Source organism: Fictibacillus phosphorivorans, from assembly GCF_007673525.1.
GTDB classification, from domain to species: Bacteria; Bacillota; Bacilli; order Bacillales; family Fictibacillaceae; genus Fictibacillus; species Fictibacillus phosphorivorans_C.
This window is the reverse complement of record NZ_VDZU01000001.1, coordinates 237335-254351: the sequence shown is the minus strand read 5'-3', so window position 1 is coordinate 254351 and position 17017 is coordinate 237335. Positions and strand designations below refer to the sequence as shown.

The window sequence follows — 17017 nt, the reverse complement described above, 5'->3', positions numbered from 1 at the left end:
TATGATTGTAACATACCCCTCTATCTTACACGTTAAAGCTTTAAGTTGTAAGAGGAAATGCACAAGTGTGAAAATTCATTTTATTTAATAGGAATGAACATGGTATGATGATACATAATAGAGAGAGAGCTATTTATAAGGGGTGTTATCAACATGATGAAAAAGTGGTTTGGAGCGAGTCTCCTTATTCTTGTACTAGCTTTGGCTGGCTGCAGCGAAGAAAAGGCAAAGCCTGAAGCAAAGGAAAAAGTAGAAACACGAGATAACGAAGATCAAAGCACAACGGATGATCTGGCTGGTCAACAAGCTGAGATCATTAAGAACATGGAAGAAAAAGCCGTTCAGTTAGATCCAAAAGCGCTTGAAGCAGACCCAAAAGCGTACGAAGAAAAAATTGTTAAGGCGACTGGAAAAGTTTTAACGGATAACGAAAAAGGAATGGGCTCAAGCTTTGAGTTCCAAGTTGGAGAAACTAAGTTTAGAGTGATGAACTTTACGATGGGCAGCGGTTATGAAAAAGGTACCGAGGTCACAGTATTCGGCAACGTTAAAACAGGTAAGGATGCTAAGACTGGCCTTCCGCTGATCAACGCCACTTATATCAACTAAGAAACAAAGAGCGGAATTATTTCCCGCTCTCTTTTTTATGCTTATTTTGAAAATCATGAATGGCCTTATATTGCGATTGCATCGTGTTAGATAGAGACTGATATAGGTGAAACAGCTCATCGTAGATTGGCTGATGATCAGGATTAGGCGTGATTTTTTCGTATTGCTTCGTCTCAACAGGCGCCTCTTCTAGCGTATCAGTTTCACCGATCGCGTATCGGCCGAGCAAGACCGCTCCTAAGCATGAACTCTCCGTATGTTCAGGTATACTCACTTTCGTCTGAAAAATATCTGCTAAGATCTGTTTCCAAAGAAGCGAGTTCGTAAAGCCACCAGTTGCAAATATCTTCACTTCTCTGTTCCCCACTTGGCTCTTGATGAGAGAGTAAACACTAAACAGGTTAAGAATCGATCCTTCGAGCACTGCGCGCACCATATGGTTGTGATTGTGGCGAAGTGTTAGGCCAATAAACGATGCTTTTGCCTGCGCATCCCATAATGGTGCTCGTTCTCCAGTTAGATAAGGCAGAAAGATTAAGCCCTCTGCACCAGGCTGGATCTGTTCGGCATCTTTAGACAGCTTTTCATAAGCCGCACTATTATCCTCTTTTTGCAAAGTATCATGAATCCATTGAAACGCGATTCCGCCGTTGTTAACCGGTCCACCTGACACCCAATGATTTTCCGTGAGCGGATAACAGAACGTGCGACCATCTGTATCAAGTATCGGTGTCGCTGAAGTGGTTCGAATCGCACCGCTCGTACCAATCGTTACTGCAATATCTCCAGGTGAGATCGCGCCGACACCAAGGTTAGACAACGGACCATCCGTTGCACCGATCACCACTTTTACAGAGGAATCCAGATCTGATTTCTTCGCCAGAATGTCAGACAGGTTCTCCCAATAAAAGGTGGTGAGCTGAAGGTCTGGGAGTTTTTCTGGTGTGACATCCGCAAGTTTCAACGCTTCTTCATCCCACTCTTTAGTATGAATGTTCCAAAGACCTGTTGCTGCCGCGGATGCATGATCCGTTTGCCACTCACCAAACCAGCGAAACAGTATGTAATCTTTAATGCCAACAAACTTTTCTGCTCTCTGAAAAATAGCAGGATGTTCGTTTTTTAACCACTGCAATTTAAAAAGTGGTGTCATGGGATGCAAAGGGACACCTGTCCGTTTATAAAGTTCCAGCGCAGTTTCACTATAATCTGATTTAAAAGCTGCTACGTACGGTTCACTCCGGATATCTGCCCAAGTGATGCTGTTCGTTAGTGGCGTTCCTTCTGAGTCCACTGCAATCATAGAATGCATAGCTGTGCTAAAAGAAATAAAACCAATTCTATCTGCTAGATCTCCACTTTTTCGCACCGTTTCTCTTAGCGATTCATTTACTGCTTCATAAATTTCATCCGGCTTCTGTTCGGCAGCCCCTGGCTCTTCCGACAGCAACGGGTAGTTTTTCGAGTGATGAGCGACAGCCGCCCCTTTTTCATCAAAAAGAACAACTTTCGTACTCGTTGTACCAATATCTATTCCGATCGCATAATTCCTCAAGATCACTTTCTCCTTTCACATAAAAAAGGAAGCAGCTCTAGTATGCCCTTCCATAACAACACATGATTCTACATCGCCTTTTTTATCATACTATTCAGACCAGAAAGAATCACTTAATATAGATGTAAAATGAATGCTTCCTTTGTTAAGGAAACCAGATTAGAGGAGATGAATAACGATGGCTAGTTTTAGAGTTCGCCCTGTTATAGTAGATGATTTGGAACAGTTGAAGGGTCTGATGCATCGTTACATTGTTGATTTTTATAAAGGAAAAACTCCTGAGGGATCAAAGTTGGATGATCATATCAAGCATCTGCTTTCTTCAGATGAAGCAGGGACTCAGTTTGTTGCTGAAACAGAAGATGGCAGATTAGCAGGATTCGCAACACTCTACTTTTCGTTCAGCACGACTCGTTTGCAGAAAATCGCCATATTGAATGATCTTTTTGTAGATGCTGATCTTCGTGGCGCTGGTTTAGGAGAGAAGCTGTTTCTGCATGTTCTGGAATACACGAAAAATGAAGGCTACGCGTACATGACTTGGCAAACCGCGATTGATAACACGTCTGCTCAAGCTCTTTATAAGAAGATGGGCGGAAAAAACATCAATTCAGAGTGGATTCATTACGAGATTGAACATTGAGTAGAAAGATCGGGAGCTTGGCGAGTGCCAAGAAGCCGCTTAACAGGGGCTTGTTAACCGTAATCCCACACAAAGTGGCGGTGAATCCACGAGTTTCAGCTTGGAATCCACAAGTTTGGGTGTTTTATCCACGAGTTTTGCCTCTGAATCCACAAATTTTGGCGGTTTATCGACGAGTCTACAATCCTCGACACGTTACGACAACCCTTCACGGTTGCAAGGCACACCACAACAAAAAAAGCCCTCAACAAGAGGGCTTTCCACGAATTAAAAACAACGTATGTCTTCTTTACTCGGATACACTGCACGTTCGCCGCCGATTAACTTCGGACGTGTCTTCGCCAACGTCACGTGTGCGGCGCCGACCTTTTTCACTTCACTGCGAACTGGTACGGCCACATGCTTCAAGTGCATACCGATAAAGGTGTCACCGATGTCGATGCCTGCGTCGGCTTTTATATATTCAACGATCACGGGTTCATTCATATGGTGGTAGGCATGTGTTGCCAAAGCACCTCCAGCTGATCGTGCTGGAACGACCCGCACTTCTTCATAGCCTCGTCGTTCAGCTTCTTCGCGCTCGATGACAAGCGCACGGTTCAAGTGTTCACAGCATTGCACGGCAAGTGCTACGCCAGTTTCTTCTTGAAACGCTACGATACCTCGGTAAAGTGCACCCGCAGTATCCATCGTGCCTGATGTGCCAATTCGTTCACCAATTACTTCGCTCGTGCTTGCGCCTACTACTAATAATTGTGACGGTCTTAATTGTGCATGCTTTTGCAGATCTTGCAAAACATTCAGGACTTGGTCTTGAATTTGTTGGAGCTCATCGCTCATGAGATGGTCTTCCCTTCATTTTATAGGTTTATAGCTTTATGGCTATTGGCCTTCATATTGAGAGATTTTATCTACACGGCGACCGTGACGTCCGCCTTCATATTCTGTCGTCAGCCATACTTTAGCGATTTCGAGTGCGAGACCCGGCCCGATGACACGTTCACCCATTGCAAGTACATTGCTGTCATTATGCTGTCTTGTAGCTTTTGCGCTGAATAGATCATGAACAAGCGCACAGCGGATTCCTTTAACTTTGTTCGCTGCAATGCTCATTCCAATGCCCGTTCCGCAGATTAGAATTCCGCGATCAGCTTCACCGTTGGCTACTTTTTCTGCTACAGGAATCGCATAGTCTGGATAGTCTACAGACGTGTCGCATTCACAGCCGACATCCTCCACTTGCATACCCAGCTCTTCAATCATGCTGATTATTTCTTTTCTTAATTCAACTCCGGCGTGATCTGATCCAATTGCTACTTTCATGTTGTGTGCACCTGCTCTCTCATACTTTTTTTCATTATATGCTGTCCCCACTCCCTATTCAATGTCACTCCTAGGCAATTTAGGACAGCCTTACCTCATTTTGTCTTACTACTTCTTGCTATCGTCTTTTTTCATTAATTTTTCAATAAGGACTTCAATTTCATCTCTTGTTTCTTGATAAAGATGAAGCGGTCCACCGAAAGGATCTGTAATGTCTAGAGAAGGTACTTCACTTTCTAATTTCATCCTTCTTTCAACGAGCGGTCTTACTTCTCTTTCAAACGCTTGTCTCACTTCTTCATCCGCAGAATCCTTTGACATGTATTGAAGCTTCAGCATCTCGATCTCTGTGTAGAGCTCATAGATCTCTTCAATCTTCTTCTGCTCATCTTCGTCAAGAACATACTCTTTTAATGTATACGTCTTATTCACCGCATCTGGCCATCGTCCGACGAGCGCATGTTTATGGCTCTCGGTCATCGTTAAGATAAGATCTGCCCATTCGATCAAATAATCGGACACGCCTTGTGACTGATGACTTTCTTTAATACTTCTTTCCGAAAGAGCTTGTGTCGCGTTCGAACTCATCACGGCACCGTTTCCAGCAAAAACACCAGCTGATTTAACGTTGAACTTACCTTTTCCTTTTTTGCGTAAAATGGCCTCAGCCATCGGACTGCGACAAGTATTGCCTGTACAAATAAATAAAACATTCATGGTGAATTCACCTCATATTCTATCTTTCCCTATTTTCCTATAGGTTAACGCTCTTATTAGTAAGTATATCATCGGATTAGTGAATAAAAAATATAGAGAGTTTCTTACTTCTTTTGTCTGCCAGTACCACTGACTTCATTGACAAGTTGATTGGAGAGTAAGGTGCGATACTCCAGGGGGATCAGCGTGCCTTCTACATGAATGAACATCTCGCAAGGCATGCTACGAGGAAGCTCACCTTGGTAGCATTTCTTGTAGACGCAGGAGCAAATATGCTACTAAGAATGCATAAGGAGGCTCACCGCACGCCCCCCGGAAAGGGAGCACCTGAAACGGAAATCAACTCTTTCTTGCAGCATCTGCTTTTTTCTAGAACGGAAACAGAATCTTCACCCCAAAAGCAAGCAGGATACATCCGCCGAACGCTTCACCATAGGAGCCGAGCCACTTCTGTACTTTTTTTCCCATGATCAAGCCAGCCCACGTTAAAACCATGCTCATAAGACCAAACATCGTAATCGTGAGCCAGGTTTTCGCTCCATAGATACCTAGTGATAATCCCACTGAAAAACTATCTAAAGAAGCGCTGAGCGCAAAGACGAAGAGCCCGATGCCGATCGGCTGTACGAACGGTTCATCATCATTTGAGAAAGAGGACCGAATCATCGTAACACCTAGTATGACAAGCAGAATTCCACCTATGATAGCTGCTATACCGCCAAAATGAACTGAGATCTGTTTGCCGAGCGTCATTCCTGCAAGAGGCATGAGCATATGAAAGATTCCTATCGTAATTCCTATTTTCATAATTTGTCTTATACGAAGCGATAACATCCCCATCCCTAGCCCGATCGAAAAAGCGTCCATACCTAGCGCAACTGACATAAATAACAGTGTCATCCATTCTCCCATGGTTGCCAAATACTTCCCACTCCCTTAACCATCATACTTTCAGACTATGCATGTCTACTTTTAAAAAGACTAAAAAACATACAAGCTGTTGAGAAGATGAAAAAATGGAACTCTTTACCGCTTTAGAGGAAGGGATAATGTGATTTATATCGTATATAAAAGGAAGTGAATCTGTACGTAAAGGAGAGGAACAAGCATGGTCCATAACGCATCGGCCATTACGGAAAATGAAAAAGACATGTGGCGATCGTCGCCATTCCCAACTGGCCTGTCACGCCAAAAAAGCATGACTTTTCGATGTATGAAGCATAATGGAGAGCTCATTATGACCGAGAGCGAAGGTGAACTGTTTGACTTGTTTGGCCTCAAGCGGGAAAACGTACTGCAAAAGAGAATCGAAGACATCTTCCCGAAAGAAATGGCAGCCTTTAAAAAAGAAATGTACGAAAGAGCACTAAACGGAGAGAGCCTTACGTACGAATCTGAATTGAACGGCATTCCCTTTTTAGCAGCGATCGGTCCAATCTACAATAAAGATGGAACCGTTTCTGAAGTCTATGGATTCTGTGTCGACCTGACAGAGAGAGTTTCCGTGGAGACTCAGCTCGCTGAAAGTGAACAGCGTTTCCGGTCGTTGATGGATCATAACATCGATGCGCTGTTTTCACTGAACCTCGAAGGCAAGTTTACGACGGTCAATAAAGCTTGTACGACATTGAGCGGTTATAGCGAGACCGAGCTATTGAACATGACCTTTAATCCGTTCATGATGCCTGACCGAAGAGCGGCTGCGATCGATCAGTTTAAGGATGCATTAAAAGGGCATTCCAAAATGTATGAAACCCGTATTCAGCAAAAGAACGGTGGAACGCGGCAAATCATGTTCACTCTGACTCCGATCATCGTTCTTAATAAAGTGCTAGGTGTTTTCGGGATCGCGAAAGATGTAACCGCAAAAAGAGAGGCGGAAAAAGAACTACGCGAAACAAAGGATCTATTGGAAGCTGTCATCTATCATTCTAGTGATGCGATTTCAGTCGTACACTTAACCGACTACTCGGTAAAAGTGAACCCAGCTTTTGAATTCATATACGGCTGGTCTCAAGACGAGCTCACGAACCTGACTTCACATATTCTTCCCGTTGTTCCTGAGGATAAGGCAGCCGAATCCGAAAGGCTGATGACGATCGTCAAACATGGTGGATATGTTAAAGGTGTGGAGACGATCCGGTTAACGAAGTCTGGCAAACGGCTAAATGTAAGCCTTTCCTTAAGTCCAATCTATGGAGAGAACGGTGAAGTCGTCGCACTATCCGCGATCTCAAGAGATATCACAGATAAAAAACTAAAAGAAAAAGCATTAAAAGAAAGCGAAGAAAAGTACCGTATCATCGCAGAGAACACTACTGATTTAGTAGGTGTCGTTGACCTTGAAGGAAACGTTAAATACGTCTCCCCTTCAAACCGTCTTCTTCTCGGCTTTGATCCATCTCTTTATGATGGGAAAAAGATTCAAGGATTCTTCCACTCAGATGACCGGGCAAAAGTCAGAATGGCGATGAACGAGATGGTCCAAACTCAAAAGCCTGTGAAGTTCGAAGTTCGATGCAAGCATGCACATGGACACTGGGTAACCCTTGAAGCGAACGCTACCCCTATCGCAAACGATTCAGATCAGCCTGACTCGTTCGTTGTCGTAGCACGTGATCTGACCGAACGAAAAAAGACCGAAGAAATGCTAAGAAAATCTGACAAGCTCTCTGTTCTCGGTCAGCTTGCCGCTGGTGTAGCACACGAGATTCGTAACCCGCTCACTTCGATCCGCGGATTTTTGCAGCTTCTGCAATCAAGGGCGTCAGAGAATGAGGACTATTACGAGATCATGCTCTCAGAGATCGATCGAATCAACAGCATCGTCGGAGAATTTATGTTGCTCGCCAAGCCGCAAGCCATGAACTTTGTACAGACGGATCTCCGCCAATTGTTACGACACGTCATCTCAATTCTTGATACACAGGCGATCCTAACCAATGTCCAAATCTATTTCGAGAATGAACCAGATCTGCCAGAAATATGGTGTGTGGACAATCAGATCAAGCAAGTATTCGTGAACATGCTGAAAAACGCGATCGAAGCGATGCCAACAGGCGGCTCTGTACATATTCATTTAAAGAAAGAAGGCGGATATGTGATCGCTTCTTTCATCGATCATGGCTGCGGAATTTCAGAAGAACGCTTGCCAACTTTAGGTGAACCTTTTTATACCACAAAGGAAAAAGGTACCGGCCTCGGGCTCATGATCTGTTACAAGATCGTAGAGAACCACCACGGTAAAATACTGATCAACAGTAAGATTGATGAAGGAACAACCTTCTCCATCCTGCTTCCGATCGATAAAAACAAGCCTGTGTCTTGAGTAGACGCAGGCTTGTTTTTTGTATTTGAAGGCTTGGTCTAGCCTCTGTTTGTCGAAAATCGGTTAAATAATTTTATCCGTGAAATTATTGGCTCTATCCGTGAATATATATTAAATTACCGTGAAAATATAATAGATTACCGTGAAATTATTTAACTTTATGATTTCCACTAACAAAATTTTCAATGCATACTAGATCAAACAGCCAATTTCAGCCCTCTTTAAAAACAAAAAAGCCCTGACTCAACCAAAAACATTGAATCAGAGCTTCATTCTATTCTTTTATGATATTTCCACCGGCCGATTTTTCAAGTCTGTTCATAATCGCAGCACCAACACCAGTTTTCGGGAAAACCTCTCCGAAAATTTGATCGACACCCGCTTCGTTAAACGCGCGTAACGCTTCGTATAGATGCTGAGCTACGGTTTCAGGGTTAGAACGATTTCCCGTTGGAATCACACAATCCGCTTTATAAACGCTAGCTCTTTCTTCTGTCGTCAGAATTCCAATCCGTTTTCCTGCTTCGCGTTCTTGATCCACAAGTCTCTGTAGAAATTCCACACTTCCATCCACAAGAACGAACGGTGCGTCAGGTGCATAGTGTGTATATTTCATCCCTGGCGATTTAGGCGCATGCTTCTCGTTCTCCAACCCCGGATCAACAATGACTCGCCCTAAACCAACTACTTTTTCAAGCTCTTCTAACGTGATTCCGCCAGGTCGTAAAATCGTGACAAGTTCACCTGTACATTCCACTACAGTAGATTCAACGCCTACACCTGTTGAACCGCCATCCACAATGCCCGGAATCCTGCCCTTCAAATCTTCATAAACATGCTGAGCAGAAGTCGGACTTGGTTTTCCAGAAAGGTTTGCACTTGGCGCGGCAAGCGGAACATTCGATGCAGCGATAACAGCAAGAGCGATCTCATGGTCCGGCATCCTTACCGCAACTGTGGATAACCCTGCTGTCACTCTTTCACTTACGTTTTCACCTTTTGGCAGCACAATTGTCAATGGACCCGGCCAGAACGCGGTCATTAACTTTTGTGCAGTCTCTGAAACAGTAGAAACAAGCCCCTCTAATTGTGAGAGATCTGAAATATGAACGATTAGAGGATTATCGCTAGGTCTTCCCTTTGCTTCAAAGATGCGTTTGATCGCATCATCACTTCTTGCATTTCCCGCTAATCCATAAACCGTTTCTGTCGGAATGGCTATTACTTCATTCTTATTTATCCACAAGGAAGCTTGAATAATATGTGGATGATCTTTTAACGTTTTTTCTGTTTTATCCACAGGCCAGCGTTCCGTTTGGAATGAGTTCATGTGATAAATCCTTTCTATTACTCAGGTCAACCTTATATGGAAAGGTCGATTACAAAACTTTTATATCCACAGAGTTATACACAATTTGTCGTAAATTGTGGACAACTTGTTGACAATCTCTGATTAATCCAATGCATAAGCTAAAAGTTCTGCTCCTGATGTTGCATTATTTTTTATATGATCAGCGCTCTCGATATGTGGAGGCACTTTATCTTTCGGAATTGTTTTAAAAGAAAGTTGTTCGAACATATGCACAGCTTTCGTAAGTAAATAAAGGGTTTCGACTCCTTTATCTTTTGAGTATACCAAAATTTTATCAATGAGTTTAAGAAGAAGCGTCTCTGAAGAATATTTCTGCTTGAGTACGAAAGACCGGAGCAAGCCATCGTTTCCGATTCTCTCTAAACCTACTGTACCGATCGTCTCACCTTGGTCGTTTACCACGACTAAATAATTTTCGATGCTGTCTTTGATCCCTTCTGACTGAAGTCCAGCTTTTCCGACGAGCTGTAACAGATCTTTTGCTTCATGCTGCATAGCCTGCCTTAAAATTATCGTCATCAATAACTCCCCTATTCCTATATAATTTCAGCCTTCATTCGGCTGTTTTTCACCATATCATCCGAAAATCGTTTTAAAAAAAGAAGGCTAACCACCATTTGGTTACCTTCTTCATTTTCTATAATCTATGAAAATAGGGAGGAAAATATGCACATTTTACGAGAATAAGGACCCTACAAAGCTGAAGAGGCTATCAAACAGTTCTACCACAAAGAATTTCGTCTCAATTTCCTCAGTTTCATCTGCTTGATCCGCTTCTGCATCAGAAGCTGTATCTACTACATCACCTTTACCATTTTTGTTTTCTTTTACTGCATCGCCATTTTCAAAGTCTAGAAAGCATAATGGCGGGAAGAGTACACACCACCAGTTCTTCCCTTCACCTTCGCCAAGTGTGATCAGTACTGCTTCATATTGTCCTGCCGGATAGATGAAATCGCCGTACATTTTAGTAGGAAAAGCCACTTTGTTTAACTCTACAGAAAACGTCTTCTCAAGTCCTGCTTCATCCAGCTTACTTTGAACAATCTTTTCGATCGTTGGCAGCTGTTTACGAATGATCTCACGTGCTTCAGAAATCGTAGATAACTCATCCACCCAAGTTGTGATCTGGGCGTTCACTTCATCACGGATCTCGCGCTTTAGCTTTTGGTCAGCATCCGTATTGCTGTTTGCTAGAATGCGAAGTCTGATCGATTCTTCAGGTATCTTAACAGAGGCGTTCATTGTTGCGTTCGCCACCTTGGTTTGTGTTTCAAAAAATAAGAACATCACCGCTAAAGAGATAAGTACTAGAATAAAGAAATGATTGCGTTTTTTCATTGTTTTTTCCTCCCCCGTCGTATCTAACCACAGTTTGGACACTGTGGGATTTTTTCATACTAGTAATCTACTAAATTTCGTTCTGTCTGATTCGACATTCGTTGAAAGTGGTTGATTTCCGTTACAGATGCTCGCTTTCCGGGGGGCGTGCGGTGAGCCACCTAGCGCTCTGCACTGTTAGGTGTCTCACCTGTCCCGCTGATCCCCCAGGAGTCTCGCATCTTTCACTTCAATCAACTTTTCAAAGATGTGGGAGAGTAAGACCTGAAGAAAGTCTTTTCAAAGACAACCAAACAGGAGAAAAATTTACCAACTTGCAAGCCGCTTCTAATTCTGTTAACTTAAATGTGTAAACGGTTACATATATGTTTTAGAGGAGGCGGAAATTTGGTTACGATTCGTGATGTGGCAAAAAAATCAGGTGTATCGGTCGCGACGGTTTCTCGCGTTTTAAACGCGAACGGATACGTTCATGAAGATACGCGCAAAAAAGTGATGGCTGCCGTTGATGAGCTGAAGTACAGTCCAAATGAAGTCGCCCGTTCCCTCTATAAAAAGAAATCTAAACTGGTAGGATTGTTGCTGCCAGACATCACAAACCCATTTTTTCCACAGTTAGCAAGAGGTGTAGAAGATGAGATGCAAAAAGGCGGTTATCGTATTCTTTTTGGAAACAGTGATGAGAATGCTGAGAAAGAGCTAGATTATTTGAACACGTTTATTCAAAACAATGTAGTCGGCATCATTTCAGCCACGAACAATAAAGCAAAAAACAACTATAGAGACCTTTCCATTCCCGTAGTCTTTCTAGACCGAACATCGACTGATTATCCATCGGTCTATGCAGATGGAAAAGAAGGTGGCAGAATAGCTGCAGAAGAGATCGTGAAAAGGGGCAGCAAACGGATCACGATTTTGAAAGGTCCCGCGCATATCCAACCAGCACAAGATCGTTTTCAAGGAGCGTTAGAAGTGTTAAGTCAATCGAACATTGATTTTCATGTGATGTCGACGACTTCTTTTGCTTTTGAAGATGCAGAGAAATGGGCGAAAGAACTTTTTGCAACATATCCTGATACAGATGGTGTGTTAGCGAGCAACGATATTGTGGCAACAGCCGTCTTACATGAAGCGCTTCGTCTCGGAAAATCGATTCCGGTAGAACTTCAGATCATCGGGTTTGATGATATACCACAGAGCAGTTTGTTATTCCCTTCCCTTTCTACTATTCGCCAGCCGGCTTATGAGATGGGAAAAGAAGCGGCACAGCTGCTTGTAAAAATCATTAATCAAGAAAAAATTCATCAACAGCAGGTTCAACTGCCTGTTACATTTATAGATCGAAACACAACAAGAAAGGTTGATACGAATGGTTAAAATTGTAGTCATCGGAAGCTCTTCGATGGATCTCGTCGTTACATCTGATCAACGTCCAGGAGCAGGAGAAACTGTTTTGGGACGTTCGTTTAAAACGGTACCCGGAGGAAAAGGAGCGAACCAAGCAGTCGCGGCTGCTCGTCTTGGTGCAGAGGTGTACATGATCGGATGTGTAGGTGACGACCATTATGGAGCAGCGATTCTAGAGAACTTTAAACAAAACGGTGTTGATGTAACGAATGTGGAACCGGTTACAGATACAGAGAGCGGTACAGCTCATATCATTCTAGCTGAAGGTGATAACAGCATCATCGTCGTTAAAGGGGCGAACGATCATGTGACTCCCCATTATGTAAAAAAATCAGAAGCACTCATCAAACAAGCAAACATGGTTCTCATTCAACAAGAGATTCCGGAAGAAACGGTTGAATATGTAGGTGCGCTTTGCAAGGAGCTTGATGTTCCGTTGTTATTGAATCCAGCTCCTGCTCGCCCACTCTCTAAAAAAGTGATCGAATCGGCAAGCTATATTACTCCGAACGAACATGAAGCTGCTGTTCTTTTCGATGGTCTATCAACAGATTCAGCACTAAAACAGTATCCGAACAAAGTGTTCATTACAGAAGGAAAAGCAGGCGCTCGTTATTTTGATGGTGAAAAAGAGATTACCGTTCCCTCTTACACGGTAGAAGTAACAGATACGACAGGAGCTGGAGATACGTTCAACGCCGCACTAGCTGTTGCTTTAGCAGAAGGAAAAAGTATCACCGAAAGTTTGCAGTTCGCCAACAGAGCCGCTTCCCTATCTGTTACGAAGTTCGGTGCGCAAGGCGGCATGCTGAATCGATCAGAAGTGGAGGCATCTCTATGAAAAGACACGGCATCTTAAACAGTCATATCTCAAAGGTTATAAGTGACCTCGGCCACACAGATCTTATCGTGATCGCGGATGCTGGTCTTCCGATTCCGAGCGATGTTCCGCGAATCGATCTGGCACTCACGCTCGGGGTACCGAGCTTTAAAGATGTTGTTTCCGCTGTATCAGAGGATATGGTCGTGGAACAAGTGATACTCGCGAGTGAGATCAAAGAGAAGAACGAAGAGACGTTAAGGTTTATGAACGATACTTTTTCTGAAACAGAACAAAAATTCGTTTCTCATGAAGCGTTCAAGCAATTAACAAAGCAGGCGAAAGTAGTCATTCGAACCGGTGAAGTGACGCCGTATGCCAACTGTATCCTGCAAGCAGGTGTAATCTTCTAAAAAGAGGTGATCGTTTTGCACATTCAAATGAACGACATATATAAAGCTTTTGGTGCCAATCAAGTCTTATCAGGTGTTGACTTCGACCTTCAACCAGGCGAAGTGCATGCTCTAATGGGTGAGAACGGCGCTGGAAAATCAACGTTGATGAACATTTTAACCGGACTTCATAAAAGAGATTCGGGAACCATTCAGATCGATGGACAAGAACGATATTTCGATAATCCGAAAGAAGCCGAGAAGCACGGAGTCGCGTTCATCCACCAAGAATTGAACGTATGGCCTGACATGACCGTACTTGATAACCTTTTTATCGGCAAAGAGCTGCGGTCACCGTTCGGTCTTTTAAAAACAAAAGAAATGAAAGCGCTGGCAAAAAAGCAGTTTGAAAAGCTAGCCGTCACCATTCCACTTGAAAAAGACGCAGGGCTCTGTTCAGTTGGTCAACAGCAGATGATCGAGATCGCAAAAGCGCTTATGACAAACGCCAAAGTCATCATCATGGACGAGCCGACCGCTGCCCTTACAGAGCGTGAGATTGAAAAATTGTTTGACGTGATCAACGCTCTACGAAAAGAAGGCGTTTCGATTGTTTACATCTCACACCGTATGGAAGAGATTTTCGCGATTTGCGACCGGATTACGGTGATGAGAGATGGTAAAACGGTTGATACGAAAGCACTCTCCGAGACTAGCTTTGATGAAGTAGTACGAAAGATGGTCGGCCGTGAGCTTACAGATCGCTTTCCGGAGCGAAATCCACAAGTCGGTGAGACTGTTTTAGAAGTAAGAAACGCAACGAGAAATGGAATCTTTGAAAATATTAGTTTCTCTGTAAGATCCGGTGAGATCGTTGGCGTTTCAGGCCTTATGGGTGCAGGTCGAACGGAGATCATGCGCGCGTTATTTGGTCTAGATCAGCTTGATTCTGGCGAGATTTGGATTGGCGGTCAGAAGATAACGATCAAAAACTCATACGAAGCAGTAAAACGCGGGATCGGTTTTATTACAGAAGACAGAAAGAACGAAGGCTTGGTGCTCGATTTTTCGATACGTGAAAACATGGCACTGCCGAACTTACGAAGTTTTTCTAAAAATGGTGTGATCGATTATAAAACAGAGACTGACTTTGTTGACATGCTGATCAAACGTTTACAGATTAAGACCGAATCGAGCGAGACGAATGCCAAGAATCTTTCCGGAGGCAACCAGCAAAAAGTGGTTATCGCAAAATGGGTTGGAATCGGACCAAAAGTATTGATCTTGGACGAGCCAACAAGAGGCGTTGACGTTGGTGCGAAGCGTGAGATCTATCAGTTGATGAACGAACTTACCGATCGTGGTGTAGCGATTATCATGGTCTCGTCAGAACTTCCAGAAGTTCTTGGCATGAGTGACCGCATTCTTGTCGTTCACGAAGGACAGATCAGTGGTGAACTCACGAAGAGCGAAGCGACGCAAGAAAGAATTATGACATATGCAACGGGAGGACAATAAAAATGAAAACGTCACCGGCTAAAGTAAATCATGTAGAAAATCTGATGCAAAAACTTGGACCTCTATTAGGACTGTTGATTCTCGTTACAATCGTATCGATCCTAAATCCTAGTTTTCTAGAACCACTAAACTTATTAAACTTGCTGCGCCAAGTCGCAATTAACGCACTCATCGCCTTTGGTATGACATTCGTTATTCTAACGGGTGGAATCGACTTATCCGTTGGTGCCATTCTCGCGTTATCGAGTGCACTGATGGCGGGAATGATCGTATCAGGCGTCGATCCGATGCTAGCGATATTGATCGGATGTTTATTAGGTGCTGTAATGGGTGCGATCAACGGACTTTTGATCACGAAAGGAAAAATGGCTCCATTTATCGCTACACTCGCAACCATGACCATTTTCCGTGGATTAACGTTAGTGTATACAGACGGTAATCCAATCACGGGTCTTGGCGAAAGCTATATGTTCCAACTTTTTGGACGAGGCTATTTCTTAGGTATTCCGGTTCCAGCGATTACGATGATGCTTGCTTTTGCAGCGTTCTGGGTGATCCTTCATAAAACACCATTCGGACGAAAAACGTATGCGATCGGTGGTAACGAGAAAGCCGCGATTATCTCCGGAATTAAAGTAACTAAAGTAAAAGTCATGATCTATTCATTAGCAGGACTATTAGCAGCACTAGCTGGAGCGATTCTTACTTCACGTCTGAACTCTGCTCAACCGACTGCCGGCACCTCGTATGAACTGGATGCAATCGCAGCAGTTGTTCTAGGTGGAACAAGCTTATCTGGCGGACGCGGACTAATCGTCGGAACATTGATCGGTGCATTGATCATCGGAACGTTAAATAACGGTTTGAACTTGTTAGGTGTATCATCATTCTTCCAAATGGTCGTAAAAGGAATCGTTATTCTGATTGCGGTATTGATCGACCGTAAAAAAGCAGCTTAGGAGGGTTTCTGAATGAAAAAAGCTTTAATACTCATCATGTCTTTATCTGTTTTCTTGTTAGGTGCCTGTTCATTAGAGCCCCCTTCATGGGCAAAGCCGGCTAAAAAAGGTGATGGAGAAAAAATTAAAATCGGTTTATCCGTTTCAACCCTTAATAATCCGTTCTTCGTATCGATGAAAAATGGCGTGATTGATGAAGCGAAAAAGCAAGGTGCCGAAGTGATCGTTGTCGATGCACAGAATGACTCTGCGAAACAAGTAAACGATGTAGAAGATCTTTTGCAGCAAGGCATTGATACTCTGTTAATCAATCCAACAGATTCAGCAGCGATCTCAACCGCTGTTCAATCTGCGAACAACCTTGATGTTCCGGTTGTCACACTAGACCGTTCAACAGATAAAGGAGATGTAGCAACGCTTGTTGCCTCTGATAATGTAAAAGGCGGCCAGATGGCAGGTGACTTTATCGCAGAAAAGCTCGGTGAAGGAGCAAAAGTGGCTGAATTAGAAGGCGTACCTGGAGCTTCGGCAACACGCGAGCGCGGAAAAGGCTTCCACAATGTGGCTGATCAAAATTTAGACGTTGTAGCCAAACAAACGGCTGACTTTGATCGAACAAAAGGATTAAACGTTATGGAGAACGTTCTTCAAGGAAATCCAGATATTAAAGCGGTTTTCGCTCATAATGATGAGATGGCGCTAGGCGCACTTCAAGCGATCAACAGCTCTGGTCGAGACGTGCTCGTTGTTGGTTTTGACGGAAACGAAGATGCGATCAATGCTGTAAAAGAAGGAAAGCTTGCAGCAACTGTTGCACAGCAGCCTGACCTGATCGGTGAACTTGCAGTAAAAGCCGCATCCGACGTACTAGCAGGAAAGAAAGTAGAAAAGAAGATTGCAGCACCACTAAAGTTGATGGTGAAAGAAGAGTAGTTGAACAGAGTGGAAATAATAGTAGAATGAATGAAGTTAGAAATGGCCGACTGGATGCAAGCGTTACATGCTTGTACCTAGTCGGCCATTTGAATTGTGT

General features: G+C 43.5%; 17 protein-coding genes. 9 read left to right on the top strand and 8 right to left on the bottom strand.

Translation table 11 applies throughout. From position 1 onward, the window contains the following. Nucleotides 1-153 precede the first annotated feature (153 nt). Complete coding sequence (locus FS458_RS01200) at nucleotides 154-609, top strand: hypothetical protein (RefSeq protein WP_144696901.1); 456 nt, start codon at nucleotides 154-156, stop codon at nucleotides 607-609. A 16-nt stretch (nucleotides 610-625) separates the two neighbouring features. Here FS458_RS01200 and FS458_RS01195 read toward each other — a convergent pair whose 3' ends face one another. Next, nucleotides 626-2170, bottom strand: a complete 1545-nt coding sequence (locus tag FS458_RS01195; RefSeq protein ID WP_260858223.1) for a gluconokinase — start codon at nucleotides 2168-2170, stop codon at nucleotides 626-628. A gap of 172 nt (nucleotides 2171-2342) precedes the next feature. Here FS458_RS01195 and FS458_RS01190 point away from each other — a divergent pair, with 172 nt between their 5' ends. Next, nucleotides 2343-2807: a GNAT family N-acetyltransferase gene (locus FS458_RS01190; RefSeq protein WP_144696899.1), complete on the top strand. Its 465-nt coding sequence runs from the start codon at nucleotides 2343-2345 to the stop codon at nucleotides 2805-2807. Between the two features lie 267 nt (nucleotides 2808-3074). Here FS458_RS01190 and FS458_RS01185 read toward each other — a convergent pair whose 3' ends face one another. The 4 genes from FS458_RS01185 to FS458_RS01170 all read right to left on the bottom strand — a co-directional run bounded on the left by FS458_RS01185 (nucleotide 3075) and on the right by FS458_RS01170 (nucleotide 5759). After that, nucleotides 3075-3647: a TIGR01440 family protein gene (locus tag FS458_RS01185; protein WP_144696897.1), complete on the bottom strand. Its 573-nt coding sequence runs from the start codon at nucleotides 3645-3647 to the stop codon at nucleotides 3075-3077. Nucleotides 3648-3689: 42 nt separating this feature from the next. After that, nucleotides 3690-4130 carry a ribose 5-phosphate isomerase B gene (rpiB, locus tag FS458_RS01180; protein WP_066398975.1) on the bottom strand — a complete coding sequence of 147 codons (441 nt, stop codon included), beginning with the start codon at nucleotides 4128-4130 and terminating at the stop codon, nucleotides 3690-3692. A 108-nt stretch (nucleotides 4131-4238) separates the two neighbouring features. After that, nucleotides 4239-4847 carry a low molecular weight protein arginine phosphatase gene (locus FS458_RS01175; RefSeq protein ID WP_144696895.1) on the bottom strand — a complete coding sequence of 203 codons (609 nt, stop codon included), beginning with the start codon at nucleotides 4845-4847 and terminating at the stop codon, nucleotides 4239-4241. Between the two features lie 369 nt (nucleotides 4848-5216). Then, nucleotides 5217-5759 (bottom strand): manganese efflux pump MntP family protein, encoded by a 543-nt coding sequence (locus tag FS458_RS01170; protein ID WP_260858738.1) that lies wholly within the window; start codon nucleotides 5757-5759, stop codon nucleotides 5217-5219. A gap of 196 nt (nucleotides 5760-5955) precedes the next feature. Between FS458_RS01170 and FS458_RS01165 the strand changes: the two genes are divergently transcribed. After that, nucleotides 5956-8175 carry a PAS domain S-box protein gene (locus tag FS458_RS01165; protein ID WP_144696894.1) on the top strand — a complete coding sequence of 740 codons (2220 nt, stop codon included), beginning with the start codon at nucleotides 5956-5958 and terminating at the stop codon, nucleotides 8173-8175. Nucleotides 8176-8449: 274 nt separating this feature from the next. Here FS458_RS01165 and FS458_RS01160 read toward each other — a convergent pair whose 3' ends face one another. The 3 genes from FS458_RS01160 to spoIIR all read right to left on the bottom strand — a co-directional run bounded on the left by FS458_RS01160 (nucleotide 8450) and on the right by spoIIR (nucleotide 10888). Then, nucleotides 8450-9505: an L-threonylcarbamoyladenylate synthase gene (locus FS458_RS01160; RefSeq protein ID WP_144696892.1), complete on the bottom strand. Its 1056-nt coding sequence runs from the start codon at nucleotides 9503-9505 to the stop codon at nucleotides 8450-8452. 123 nt (nucleotides 9506-9628) lie between these two features. Further along, complete coding sequence (locus tag FS458_RS01155; RefSeq protein WP_066398985.1) at nucleotides 9629-10066, bottom strand: GNAT family N-acetyltransferase; 438 nt, start codon at nucleotides 10064-10066, stop codon at nucleotides 9629-9631. Between the two features lie 156 nt (nucleotides 10067-10222). After that, the gene (gene spoIIR / locus FS458_RS01150) at nucleotides 10223-10888 is read right to left on the bottom strand and encodes a stage II sporulation protein R (RefSeq protein WP_144696890.1); all 666 of its coding nucleotides are present in this window, start codon (nucleotides 10886-10888) and stop codon (nucleotides 10223-10225) included. A 387-nt stretch (nucleotides 10889-11275) separates the two neighbouring features. Here spoIIR and FS458_RS01145 point away from each other — a divergent pair, with 387 nt between their 5' ends. The 6 genes from FS458_RS01145 to rbsB are packed head-to-tail and all read left to right on the top strand — an operon-like array spanning nucleotide 11276 to nucleotide 16917. Next, nucleotides 11276-12265 carry a LacI family DNA-binding transcriptional regulator gene (locus FS458_RS01145; RefSeq protein ID WP_144696888.1) on the top strand — a complete coding sequence of 330 codons (990 nt, stop codon included), beginning with the start codon at nucleotides 11276-11278 and terminating at the stop codon, nucleotides 12263-12265. Then, nucleotides 12258-13136 carry a ribokinase gene (gene rbsK, locus FS458_RS01140; RefSeq protein WP_144696886.1) on the top strand — a complete coding sequence of 293 codons (879 nt, stop codon included), beginning with the start codon at nucleotides 12258-12260 and terminating at the stop codon, nucleotides 13134-13136. Before FS458_RS01145 ends, rbsK begins: the two co-directional genes overlap by 8 nt. Then, nucleotides 13133-13528: a D-ribose pyranase gene (gene rbsD / locus FS458_RS01135; RefSeq protein ID WP_144696884.1), complete on the top strand. Its 396-nt coding sequence runs from the start codon at nucleotides 13133-13135 to the stop codon at nucleotides 13526-13528. Before rbsK ends, rbsD begins: the two co-directional genes overlap by 4 nt. A 15-nt stretch (nucleotides 13529-13543) precedes the next feature. Then, the gene (locus tag FS458_RS01130; protein WP_144696882.1) at nucleotides 13544-15025 is read left to right on the top strand and encodes a sugar ABC transporter ATP-binding protein; all 1482 of its coding nucleotides are present in this window, start codon (nucleotides 13544-13546) and stop codon (nucleotides 15023-15025) included. A gap of 2 nt (nucleotides 15026-15027) precedes the next feature. Continuing rightward, complete coding sequence (gene rbsC / locus FS458_RS01125; RefSeq protein ID WP_144696880.1) at nucleotides 15028-15984, top strand: ribose ABC transporter permease RbsC; 957 nt, start codon at nucleotides 15028-15030, stop codon at nucleotides 15982-15984. A 12-nt stretch (nucleotides 15985-15996) separates the two neighbouring features. After that, the gene (gene rbsB / locus FS458_RS01120) at nucleotides 15997-16917 is read left to right on the top strand and encodes a ribose ABC transporter substrate-binding protein RbsB (RefSeq protein WP_144696878.1); all 921 of its coding nucleotides are present in this window, start codon (nucleotides 15997-15999) and stop codon (nucleotides 16915-16917) included. Nucleotides 16918-17017 lie beyond the last annotated feature (100 nt).

What these genes read in the sequence shown, in the direction of transcription:
- FS458_RS01200 (WP_144696901.1), top strand. Translation starts at nt 154, where the DNA reads ATGATGAAAAAGTGGTTTGGAGCGAGTCTCCTTATTCTTGTACTAGCT.
- FS458_RS01190 (WP_144696899.1), top strand. Translation starts at nt 2,343, where the DNA reads ATGGCTAGTTTTAGAGTTCGCCCTGTTATAGTAGATGATTTGGAACAG.
- FS458_RS01185 (WP_144696897.1), bottom strand. Translation starts at nt 3,647, where the DNA reads ATGAGCGATGAGCTCCAACAAATTCAAGACCAAGTCCTGAATGTTTTG.
- rpiB (WP_066398975.1), bottom strand. Translation starts at nt 4,130, where the DNA reads ATGAAAGTAGCAATTGGATCAGATCACGCCGGAGTTGAATTAAGAAAA.
- FS458_RS01175 (WP_144696895.1), bottom strand. Translation starts at nt 4,847, where the DNA reads ATGAATGTTTTATTTATTTGTACAGGCAATACTTGTCGCAGTCCGATG.
- FS458_RS01170 (WP_260858738.1), bottom strand. Translation starts at nt 5,759, where the DNA reads ATGGGAGAATGGATGACACTGTTATTTATGTCAGTTGCGCTAGGTATG.
- FS458_RS01165 (WP_144696894.1), top strand. Translation starts at nt 5,956, where the DNA reads ATGGTCCATAACGCATCGGCCATTACGGAAAATGAAAAAGACATGTGG.
- FS458_RS01160 (WP_144696892.1), bottom strand. Translation starts at nt 9,505, where the DNA reads ATGAACTCATTCCAAACGGAACGCTGGCCTGTGGATAAAACAGAAAAA.
- FS458_RS01155 (WP_066398985.1), bottom strand. Translation starts at nt 10,066, where the DNA reads ATGACGATAATTTTAAGGCAGGCTATGCAGCATGAAGCAAAAGATCTG.
- spoIIR (WP_144696890.1), bottom strand. Translation starts at nt 10,888, where the DNA reads ATGAAAAAACGCAATCATTTCTTTATTCTAGTACTTATCTCTTTAGCG.
- rbsK (WP_144696886.1), top strand. Translation starts at nt 12,258, where the DNA reads ATGGTTAAAATTGTAGTCATCGGAAGCTCTTCGATGGATCTCGTCGTT.
- rbsD (WP_144696884.1), top strand. Translation starts at nt 13,133, where the DNA reads ATGAAAAGACACGGCATCTTAAACAGTCATATCTCAAAGGTTATAAGT.
- rbsC (WP_144696880.1), top strand. Translation starts at nt 15,028, where the DNA reads ATGAAAACGTCACCGGCTAAAGTAAATCATGTAGAAAATCTGATGCAA.
- rbsB (WP_144696878.1), top strand. Translation starts at nt 15,997, where the DNA reads ATGAAAAAAGCTTTAATACTCATCATGTCTTTATCTGTTTTCTTGTTA.